General features: G+C 66.4%; 10 protein-coding genes and 1 pseudogene. 4 read left to right on the forward strand and 7 right to left on the reverse strand.

Annotation, left to right across the window (positions count from 1 at the left end; genetic code table 11):
- Window positions 1–52: 52 nt before the first annotated feature.
- Window positions 53–1,636 (forward strand): gamma-glutamyltransferase family protein, encoded by a 1,584-nt coding sequence (locus A5781_RS06955; RefSeq protein ID WP_067203172.1) that lies wholly within the window; start codon window positions 53–55, stop codon window positions 1,634–1,636.
- Here the strand turns inward: A5781_RS06955 and purD are convergent.
- The gene (purD, locus tag A5781_RS06960; RefSeq protein WP_067203124.1) at window positions 1,633–2,901 is read right to left on the reverse strand and encodes a phosphoribosylamine--glycine ligase; all 1,269 of its coding nucleotides are present in this window, start codon (window positions 2,899–2,901) and stop codon (window positions 1,633–1,635) included. The genes A5781_RS06955 and purD overlap by 4 nt on opposite strands.
- A gap of 24 nt (window positions 2,902–2,925) precedes the next feature.
- Window positions 2,926–3,357 (reverse strand): MarR family winged helix-turn-helix transcriptional regulator, encoded by a 432-nt coding sequence (locus A5781_RS06965; protein ID WP_231990652.1) that lies wholly within the window; start codon window positions 3,355–3,357, stop codon window positions 2,926–2,928.
- A 58-nt stretch (window positions 3,358–3,415) separates the two neighbouring features.
- Between A5781_RS06965 and A5781_RS06970 the strand changes: the two genes are divergently transcribed.
- Entirely contained in the window at window positions 3,416–4,501 is a 1,086-nt protein-coding gene (locus tag A5781_RS06970; RefSeq protein ID WP_067203177.1) for an aldo/keto reductase, read from the forward strand.
- 9 nt (window positions 4,502–4,510) lie between these two features.
- Here A5781_RS06970 and A5781_RS06975 read toward each other — a convergent pair whose 3' ends face one another.
- From A5781_RS06975 to A5781_RS06990, 5 genes and pseudogenes are all read right to left on the reverse strand, one after another.
- The gene (locus tag A5781_RS06975; RefSeq protein ID WP_067203126.1) at window positions 4,511–4,945 is read right to left on the reverse strand and encodes a carboxymuconolactone decarboxylase family protein; all 435 of its coding nucleotides are present in this window, start codon (window positions 4,943–4,945) and stop codon (window positions 4,511–4,513) included.
- Entirely contained in the window at window positions 4,945–5,802 is an 858-nt protein-coding gene (locus A5781_RS06980; RefSeq protein ID WP_067203128.1) for an NAD(P)-dependent oxidoreductase, read from the reverse strand. The genes A5781_RS06975 and A5781_RS06980 overlap by 1 nt, the downstream gene beginning before the upstream one ends.
- Window positions 5,799–5,897: pseudogene (locus A5781_RS26520) on the reverse strand (hypothetical protein); the annotation flags it as partial. The gene A5781_RS06980 and the pseudogene A5781_RS26520, both read right to left, overlap by 4 nt.
- A gap of 2 nt (window positions 5,898–5,899) precedes the next feature.
- Window positions 5,900–6,649, reverse strand: a complete 750-nt coding sequence (locus A5781_RS06985) for an SDR family oxidoreductase (RefSeq protein ID WP_067203130.1) — start codon at window positions 6,647–6,649, stop codon at window positions 5,900–5,902.
- Between the two features lie 14 nt (window positions 6,650–6,663).
- On the reverse strand, window positions 6,664–8,133 hold the full coding sequence (locus A5781_RS06990) for an aldehyde dehydrogenase (protein WP_067203134.1): 1,470 nt from the start codon (window positions 8,131–8,133) through the stop codon (window positions 6,664–6,666).
- A 219-nt stretch (window positions 8,134–8,352) separates the two neighbouring features.
- On the opposite strand from A5781_RS06990, the gene A5781_RS06995 reads away from it, so the two are divergent.
- Both A5781_RS06995 and A5781_RS07000 read left to right on the forward strand, forming a co-directional pair.
- Window positions 8,353–8,991, forward strand: coding sequence for a TetR/AcrR family transcriptional regulator (locus A5781_RS06995; RefSeq protein WP_067203137.1), 639 nt, complete (start codon window positions 8,353–8,355; stop codon window positions 8,989–8,991).
- A partial coding sequence (locus A5781_RS07000) for a cytochrome P450 (RefSeq protein WP_231990653.1) occupies window positions 8,988–10,209 on the forward strand: 1,222 nt, incomplete at its 3' end. The genes A5781_RS06995 and A5781_RS07000, both read left to right, overlap by 4 nt.

Consider the following 10,209-nt stretch of genomic DNA (forward strand, 5'->3'; position numbering starts at 1 on the left):
CGCGAGCGCGGCGCTGGGCACCGAGCGTCACGCCAGCGCTACGCTCGCGAAGGTGACGGCACCCTTCGATTGGGAGTTCCCTTACCCCTGGCCGCGAAAGCCCATGCTGGCGGACAACGTTGTGTGCACGTCGCAACCGCTGGCGGCCCAAGCGGGCCTTCGGATGCTCGCCGACGGAGGCAGCGCGGTGGATGCGGCCATCGCCACCGCGATCGCGCTCACGGTGGTGGAGCCCGTCTCCAACGGCATCGGCTCGGATGCCTTCGCCATCGTGTGGGACGGCCGGCGCTTGCACGGGCTGAATGCCTCTGGCCGTTCGCCCGCGGCCTGGACGCCGGAATACTTCGGCGGCAACGCCGTTCCGGTGGTCGGCTGGAACGCGGTCACCGTGCCCGGGGCGGTGTCGGCGTGGACCGAATTGCACGCCAAGTTCGGCAAGCTCCAGTTCGAAAAGCTCTTCGAGCCCGCAATCAGCTACGCCCGCAACGGGTTCCTGGTCTCACCGACCGTCGCGGAGCAATGGGCGGCGCAGATACCGCTGTTCGAAAGGCAGCCGGGCTTCGCCGCCGCCTTCATGCCCGCCGGGCGGGCGCCCAAACCCGGTGAGCGGTTCAGCTTCGCCGAACAGGCCGCCACGCTCGAGAAGATCGCCGCGACCAACGGCGACGCGTTCTACCGCGGAGAACTGGCCGCCCAACTCGAGGCGCACGCGCTGGCCAACGACGGCGTGATGCGCGCCAGCGACCTCGCCGCTCACCGCGCCGACTGGGTGGGCACCATCCGCGGCAGCTACCGCGGATACACCGTCCACGAGATCCCGCCCAACGGTCACGGGATCGTGGCCCTGATCGCCCTGGGAATCCTGCAGCACTTCGACATGGGCTCGTTCCCAGTCGATTCCGCCGACAGCGTGCACCTGCAGATCGAGGCGGTGAAGCTGGCCTTCGCCGACGCGCAGGCCTACGTCGCCGACATCGAGCACATGCCGGTCCGCCCGGAACACCTGCTGGACGCCGACTATCTGAGGCAACGCGCCGCCCTCATCGATCGCGCCCGGGCGAGGCCGGCGTCAGCGGGCGCTCCGAGTGGGGGAACCGTGTATCTGACCGCCGCCGACGCCGCGGGGATGATGGTGTCGATGATCCAGTCGAACTACATGGGATTCGGGTCCGGTGTCGTGGTGCCGGGCACCGGGATATCGCTTCAGAACCGCGGTGCGAATTTCGCTGCGGCCGAAGGACACCCGAACCGCGTAGGGCCGGCCAAACGGCCCTACCACACGATCATCCCGGGCTTTGTCACCAAAGACGGCGCCCCCGTGATGAGCTTCGGCGTGATGGGCGGAACGATGCAGCCACAGGGTCACACGCAGGTGATGGTGCGCATCGCCGACCATGGACAAAATCCGCAGGCCGCGTGTGACGGCCCTCGGTTCCGGTGGGTGCAAGGCATGCAGGTCAGCTGCGAGAAAGGCGTCCCGGCCGCGACGCTCGACGAGCTTCGCCGCCGCGGACATGACCTGGTTGCCGTGGACGACTACAACCAGTTCGGCAGCTGCCAGGCGATCTGGCGGCTCGACGGCGGCTACCTTGCGGCAAGCGATCCCCGCCGCGACGGCCAGGCCGCGGGTTTCTAGACGCTGATCTTGCCCTCGGCCGCCAACAGCGCGATGTCGCTTCGAAAATGGCTGCCCGGCAATCGAATCAACCGCATCAGCTCGTACGCCTGCGACCGCGCGGCGGCGAGGTCGGCGCCGGTGCCCACCACCGACAGCACGCGGCCGCCCGACGAGACCACCTCGCCGTCGTCGCGACGCGCCGTGCCCGCGTGCAGCACCCCCTCGGCTTCCGAGCCGGCGACGACGTCCCCGACGCGAGGGCGCCCGGGATAGTTCTCCGCCGCCAGCACCACCGTGACAGCCGCCCCCTCGTGCCAGCGCAGCTCGCCGAAGTCGGCCAGCTTGCCGGTGCCCGCCGCGTACAGCAGCTGCCCGAGCGGTGATTCCAGCAGCGCCAGCACGGCCTGGGTCTCCGGATCGCCGAACCGACAGTTGAATTCGACCACGGCCGGCCCGTTGGTGGTGATCGCCAGTCCGACGTACAACAAACCACAGAACGGGCTGCCACGCTGAACCATTTCCGCCGCAACGGGTTCGACGATATTGCCGACGATGTCCCGGTACACCCCGTCGGGAAGCCACGGAACCGGTGCGTAGGCGCCCATGCCGCCAGTGTTGGGTCCGCTATCGCCGTCGCCGACACGTTTGAAGTCCTGCGCCGGCAACAGCGGCAGCACGGTATCGCCGTCGACGACACAGAACAGCGACACCTCCGGGCCGTCCAGATACGACTCCAGCAGCACCGGATGGCCCGCCTCGAGCAGTCCGGCGGCGTGCGCGCGGGCGACGCCGCGGTCCGCGGTCACCACTACGCCCTTGCCCGCGGCCAGCCGATCGTCCTTGACCACCCAGGCGGGGTCGCCCACCGGAGGCCCGAACCGATCCAGTGCGGCGTCCAAATGCGCCGGGCTGTCAACGGTTTCGCTGGCCGCGGTACGGACGCCGGCCGCGGCCATGACCTCCTTGGCGAACGCCTTGGAGCCTTCGATGCGGGCGGCGTCCTTGCTGGGCCCAAAGCAGACGATGCCGGCGGCTCGCAGCGCGTCGGCCACCCCCAGCACCAACGGCACCTCGGGACCGATCACCACCAGGTCGGCGCCGAGCTCGCGCGCCAGGGCGACGACGTCGGAATTCGACGTAATGTCGACGTCATGCTGCTCGGCCACGCGGGCGGTACCGGCGTTGCCGGGAGCGACGAATAGGCCCGTGACCTGGGGGTCTTTCCGAAGCGCCAGCAACAGCGCATGCTCTCGCGCACCCGAACCGATCACCAGAACTCGCACGACACGTCAGACTAGCTCAGGCGTTCAGACGATTCGCTCCAGCAGGTCTTTCAGCTCTTTTTGCTGCGCGGCAGTGAGGCGTCCGAGACGCTTGTCGAACTCGTCGGACAGCAGTGCCAACCCGTCAGTGGCGGCCTTCCGTCCGGCCGGAGTGAGCAGTAGTCGATGGCGCCGCAGATCGGAGGCGTCGATCTCACGACGCACAAATCCCGCGGCCTCCAGTCGTTTGAGGTAGACGGTGACCGTCGCTTTGGGCATGCTCAACGTCGCCGCCAGTTGGGCGGGGTAGGGATGCTCGTCGATCTCGGCGAGCAGGAACAGCTCCTTGGATTCGAGCCCCAGCGCGCAGATGTCGGGCTCGGCGCACGAGATCACCGACAGCAGCACGCGGTAGTTCAACGACCAGATCTTGGCCGCGTCGATCGCAGGCTTCGACTTGCCTGATCGTTCAGACATGAACTAGTTTAGGATGGAACAAACCCATAACCGAACAATTTACCAGAAGGCGGCCACTATGCCCCTGGATCAGTACGTGACACTCGGACGCTCCGGATTGCGCGTCAGCCCCTTGTGCCTGGGCGCCATGACGTTCGGCGAGGACCTCGGCTGGGGCACCAGTGTCGAAGAGTCCCAACAGATCATCGACCAGTACACCGAACTCGGCGGCAACTTCATCGACACCGCCAACTTCTACACCCGAAGCCATTCCGAGAAGATCATCGGCGACCACGTCGGGCGCAACGCCGCCCGCCGGGATCGATTGGTGATCGCCACCAAGTTCAGCGGCAACCTGTATCCCGGCGATCCCAACGGCGGGGGTTCGGGCCGTAAGTCCCTGATCAACGCTTGCGACAACTCCCTGCGGCGTCTGCAAACCGACTACATCGACCTGTACTGGCTGCACATCTGGGACGCGAACACTCCGATCGACGAGACGATGGCGGCGCTCGACGACCTCGTCCGCGCCGGAAAGGTGCGCTACATCGGCGTTTCGGACACCCCGGCGTGGAAGATCGCCGAGGCTAACCTCATCGCCCGGTTCCGTGGCTGGTCGAGCTTCGTCGGACTGCAGGTCGAGTACTCGCTCTTGGAACGCTCCATAGAACAGGAACTCGCCCCGATGGCAGCGGAGTTCGGCCTCGGCCTCACACCATGGTCGCCGCTGAAGAGCGGCGTGCTCAGCGGCAAGTACACCCGAGCCAATGCCGGTCAGCACGACGCCGATCGCGGCGCGATGGTCGACGCATTCCTCAACGACAAAACCTACGCGCTGATCGACGAACTCGAAGGCATCGCCAAGGCGCACGAGACGAACGTCGCCAGCGTCGCACTCGCCTGGGTGCTCGCGCAGCCCGCCGTCTCCTCGGTCATCATCGGGGCGCGCAGGCTCTCGCAGCTCGAGGACAACGTCCGCGCCGTCGATGTGCGGCTCAGCGCCGACGAACTGGGCCGGCTCGACTCGCTGACCAAGCCGAAATTCGGTTTCCCACACAACATGCTGGAAATGGCGCCGGGCATCATCAACGGTGGAACGTCGGTCAACGGCGGCTCCGCGCCGATCTCCGAGTACGTGATGCCCGAAGGTGGCCGGCCTTACTGACGTGTCGGGTCAGTCCTTGTCCCCGGAGTGCATCTTCAGGGCGGCGTCCACGTTGGCCTTCTTGTCCTCTCCGGCACCCTTCGCCGCGGCCTTCTTCCGCTTCGCGACGACGGCGTCGACGGCGCCGTTGAGCGCGGAACCGAGCGGAAAACCGAGATAGTGGGTGAGGAAGACGGCCATCTCCTTGAGCTCCGTCTCGGTGAGCTCCCCGTTGAGCAACGCGGCGTTGATCTGAATCTCGGCCAGGTCGCGGTTGCCGATCGCGGTCACCGCCGTCAACGTCATGATGCGCTTGTCGCGCATCGACAATCCGGGTCGCGTCCAGATGCTGCCGAACAAGTGGTCCACGGTCAGGTCGAAGTACGCGTCGCCCTCGATGTTGGGCATCTCCCAGCCGTAGACCTCGTTCATCTTTTCGAGGCCTTTGCGGCGAAGTTCGTCCATCACGCCTCTTTCTCTGTGTGTGGCACCCCGAGGCCGGCCGCCAGCCCCTCGTAGGCCAATCGGGCCAGCGGCAGATCCACCGACACCGCCTCGCCCAGGGCCAGCGCCAGGCTCAGGTCTTTCTCCCCCAGCCCCCGGGTGTGCATGAACGGCTGGTACAGGAAATGTTCCGGCTCAAGGTCTTTCATGTCATCGCGGACCATTATCGCCCCGGGCCCGCCGGTGAGGGCATCGGTATGACGCACCACCCGACCCAGCGCCTGCAGATCCAGGCCCGCCGCCTCCGCCAGTTTCATGGCTTCGCACGCCGCGACATACGAAGTGAACGTCAACATGTTGCGGGCCAGCTTCATTCGAGTCCCGGCGCCGGGCTCACCGGCGTGGATGACCACCGCCGCCCAGTGTTTGAACGCCGGCTTGATCCGCTCGTACACCTCCCGATCGGCCCCCACCATGGTGGCAAGCTCGCCCTTCGCGGCGGCCGCCGCGCCACCGCTGACCGGTGCGTCCACGACATGGATGCCCTGCGGCTTGAGGTCACTGGCCAGTTCCGCAGCCGTGGTGTCGCTGATGGTCGAGTGGATCGCGATGACCGTTCCGGGCTTGGCGTGGGCGGCCAGCTCGCCGACGACCTCGCGCACCTGCGCATCGTCGAGGACGGTGACATGGATGATATCGGCGGCGGCGACGTCGGCGACGCTGTCGGCCAGGCGGGCGCCCTTTTCGACAAGCGGCGTCATCGCCTCGGTCCGGATATCGTAAACCGTCACCCCGCCGGGCCATTCGGTCATCTTCGTGGCCATCGGCGCACCCATGTTGCCCAGCCCGATGTAGCCAAGCCTCACGTGCTCACTCATATGCGCCGCTCCTCTCCCCCGCAAGCGGGAGATGCCCCCACATCGCTACGTCCCCCACAAGCGGGAGGTGCCCCCACTGCATCGTCGCCGGCACGAGTCATGATCGGATTATCTGCCCGCCGTCAACGTTGAAGATCTGCCCCGTGATCCACGACGCCTCATCCGAGAGCAAGAAAAGGCACATCCCGACCAGATCCTCGGGAGTCCCCATGCGCGACAAGGGAAGACCCTTGACGATGTCGGCGACCATCTCCTGCGGCGTGGTGGTCCGATTGGCCTCGGTGTCGATGGGCCCGGGCGCGATCGCGTTGATCCGGATGTTCTGGCCGCCCAACTCGCGGGACAACTGTTGGGTCAGGCCATTCACCCCGACCTTGGCCAGGCCGTAGTAGTTCGAGTACAGCCACGCCGCCGTGGACGACTGGTTGACGATCGCCCCGCCGCCGCGCTTGGCCATCTTCTTGTAGACGGCGCGGGTGCACCACAAGGCGCCGTCGAGGTTGACGCTCATGAACTTCTTGTAGTACTCGGGGTCGATGGTGAGCAGGAAGTCCAGCTTCATGCCCCCGAAGATCGCGGCGTTATTGACCAGATAATCGATGCCGCCGAACTCGGCCAGCGCGCGGTCGGCCATCGCCTTCGCCGATGCCGGGTCGGACACATCGACCGGCACCGCCAGGGCCGTGCCGCCGTCGGCGACGATCTGCTTGGCCACCGCCTCGGCCGCCTCGGATTTGATGTCGGCCACCACAACCGCGGCGCCTTCACGTGCCAGCGCTTCGGCGTACGCCTGCCCGATGCCGCCGCCCGACCCGGTGACGATGGCGACCTTGTTCTCAAACCGCATGCTCTCGAGCTCCTCTAGTTAACCGCTGTCGCGATGGTCTTGATCTCCAGGTATTCCTCGAAACCGGCCAGGCCCATCTCTCGGCCGTTGCCGGACTGCTTGTAACCGCCGAATGGGGCGTCGGCCGAATACCACACGCCGCCATTGACATTGATGGTTCCCGCGCGAACCCGCGCGGCAACCCTCGCCGCCCGAGCCGGGTCAGCTCCGAATACGGTGCCCGACAAGCCGTATGGCGAATCGTTGGCAATGCGCACCGCGTCGTCGTCGCCGTCGTGCGGAATCACCGTCAGGACCGGGCCGAAGATCTCCTCGCGCGCGCAGCGGGCGTCGTTGCCCAGCCCCGCGATGACGGTGGGCTCGATGAAGAAACCGACGTCACGGCCGGCCGGCCGGCCACCCCCGCACGCGAATGTGCCGCCCTCGGCGATCGCCGAGTCGAGGTAGCCCTGGATCCGGTCCCGCTGACGCGCCGAAATCACTGGCCCGCAGATGGTTCCGGGCTCAGTGGGGTCGCCGGCCTTGATGCCGCCCATCGTCGCAGCCGCGATGGCGACGGCTTCGTCATACTTCGCGCGGGGCACCACCAATCGGGTGGTGATCGCGCATCCCTGGCCGGCGTGCATGCAGACCGAGAACCCTGCCACGCCCACGGCACCGCTCAGGTCGGCGTCGTCGAGGACGATGAACGCCGACTTGCCGCCGAGCTCGAGGAAGACCTTCTTGATGGTCGCGGCGCCGTCGGCCATCACGCTGCGACCGGTGGCCGTCGACCCGGTGAACGAAACCATGTCCACCCGAGGGTCTTTGGCCAACAGCGCACCCACTCCGTGGTCGCTGGAGGTGACGATGTTGATGACACCGGGCGGGAACTCGGTGTGCTCGGCGATGAGTTCGCCCAGCACGGCGGCGCACCAGGGGGTGTCGGGGGCGGGTTTGAGGACCACGGTGTTTCCGGCGGCCAGTGCGGGTCCGATCTTGGCGAGGTTGATCTGGTGGGGAAAGTTCCACGGCGTGATCGCCCCTACGACGCCGACGGCCTCACGCGCGATGGTGCGCCGGGTGCGGATACCCATCGGCGACGCCTCGCCGAGATCCTGGTTGTAAACGTAGGATTCGGCGGTATCCGCCGCGAACGCCAGGTCGTTGACCGGGACTTCGAGCTGGGCGATGCTGGTGAGCATCCGCGGCGCGCCGACCTCGGCGATGGTCAGGCCCCGCAGTTCTTCGAGGTGCTGCTGCATCGCCCCGCGCAGTTGGCGCACGCACCGCACCCGCAGCTCGGTTTCGCGCGACCAGTCGGTGTCGTCGAAGGCGCGCCGCGCGGCGTCGATTGCGCGGCCCATGTCGTCGGCGCCGCCATCGGCCGCGGCTCCCAATACTTCCTCGGTCGCCGGGTTGATCGTCGGGAACGTGCCGGCGCTGCCGGGCGACATCTTCCCGTCGATGAAAAGTGCGCTCACGCCGTCGGCCAACAAGGCCATCTCCAGCTCCCGTCTCTGCGACCAATCGAGCACGTGAATTTCAATGGATTTCAGTGGACAGTTGTCCGATATTATCCGATGGAACCATAGCCGTCCGGCTGTTGGCGGTGCAAGGGCCGATCTCGGCTGGTACGGCCATTCGACCGAAAACAGCACATTAACCCGCATCTTTGCCGATCGGTCTTGCCTCCGGCTGAGTCGGTCCGATAGCTTGGACATGTGTCCAGCGATGCACTGGTGACGATCACGTCTCAGGCCGAGCACCAGACCGGCCGGCCCGCGCGAAACCGCCGCCAGGAAGAGACCTTCCGGAAGGTGCTTGCGGCGGGCATCGAGACGCTGCGCGAAAAGTCGTACGCCGACCTGACGGTGCGCGCGGTGGCGGCCCGCGCCAAAGTCGCCCCGGCCACGGCGTACACCTACTTCTCGTCGAAGAACCACCTCATCGCCGAGGTCTACCTGGACCTGGTGCGGCAGGTCCCCTACTTCACCGACGTCAACGACCCGATGCCCACCCGGGTGGAACAGGTGTTGCGCCACCTGGCCCTGGTGGTCGCCGATGAGCCAGAAGTCAGCGCCGCGTGCACGACGGCCTTGCTCAGCGGAGGCGCCGAGCCCGCGGTGAGGGCCGCACGCGACCGGATCGGCGCGGAGATCCACCGCCGCATCACGTCCGCGATTGGCCCCGACGCCGACCCCACCGCCGTGTCCGCGCTGGAGATGTCGTTCTTCGGGGCGCTCGTTCAGGCCGGCAGCGGCGAATTCACCTATCGCGAGATCGCCGACCGGCTGGCCTATGTGGTCAGGCTGATCCTCACCGGCGCCGGAGAGACGAGCCAGGAGATAAACACCGAATGACCATCCATGTTGGCGACCACGAGCTGGTCCTCGATCCGTACGACTACGACTTCCACGAGGACCCCTACCCGTACTACAAGCGCCTCCGCGATGAGGCCCCGCTGTATCGCAACGAGGACCTGAAGTTCTGGGCGTTGTCGCGGCACCAAGATGTGCTGCAGGGGTTCCGCAACAGCACCACGCTATCCAACAAGTACGGCGTCTCGCTGGATCCGGCATCGCGTGGCCCGCACGCGTCCAAGACGATGTCGTTTCTGGCGATGGACGATCCCGCCCATCTGCGTCTGCGGACGCTGGTGTCAAAAGGCTTCACACCGAGGAGGATTCGCGAACTCGAACCCCGGGTCACCGAGATCGCCACGCGGCACCTCGACACGATGCTGGAAAAGGCTAGCACTTCAGCGGACGGCACCGTCGATTATGTCGACGAGTTCGCCGGCAAGCTGCCCATGGACGTCATCTCCGAGTTGATGGGCGTTCCCGAGCCGGATCGCGATCAGGTCCGGGCCTGGGCCGACGGGGTGATGCACCGCGCGGAGGGCGTCACCGACGTGCCGCCGGAGGCCGTCGAGGCCTCCATCAACCTGATCGTCTACTACCAGGGGATGGTCGCCGAACGGCGCAAGAAGCTGACGGATGACCTGACCTCGGCGCTGCTGGGAGCCGAGATCGACGGCGACCGGCTCACGGACGAGGAAGTCCTCGGCTTCATGTTCCTGATGGTGATCGCCGGCAACGAGACGACCACCAAACTCCTTGCCAACGCCGCGTTTTGGGGCCACAAGAACCCCGATCAGCTGACTCCGGTCTACGCCGACTTGTCGCTGGTGCCGCTGTGGGTCGAGGAGACCCTGCGCTACGACACGTCCAGCCAGATCCTGGCCCGCACCGTGTCGGGGGAGCTCACCCTCTACGACACCACCATTCCCGAGGGCGACGTCTTGCTGCTGTTGCCCGGTTCCGGCCACCGCGACGAGCGGGTCTTCGACGATCCCGACGACTATCTGATCGGCCGCGAAATCGGGCCCAAATTATTGAGTTTCGGTAGTGGCGCACATTTCTGCCTGGGCGCGCATCTGGCGCGGATGGAAGCCCGGGTCGCGCTCACCGAGTTGTTCAAGCGAATCCGCGGACATTGCTGGAGTGGACGCGGACGGCGTTGGCCTCGTCCACCTCATATCCTGTCTCTTATACACATCTACGCTCCCACGAGACGGA

Source organism: Mycobacterium sp. 852002-30065_SCH5024008 (genome assembly GCF_001665645.1).
Classification (GTDB): domain Bacteria; phylum Actinomycetota; class Actinomycetes; order Mycobacteriales; family Mycobacteriaceae; genus Mycobacterium; species Mycobacterium paraffinicum.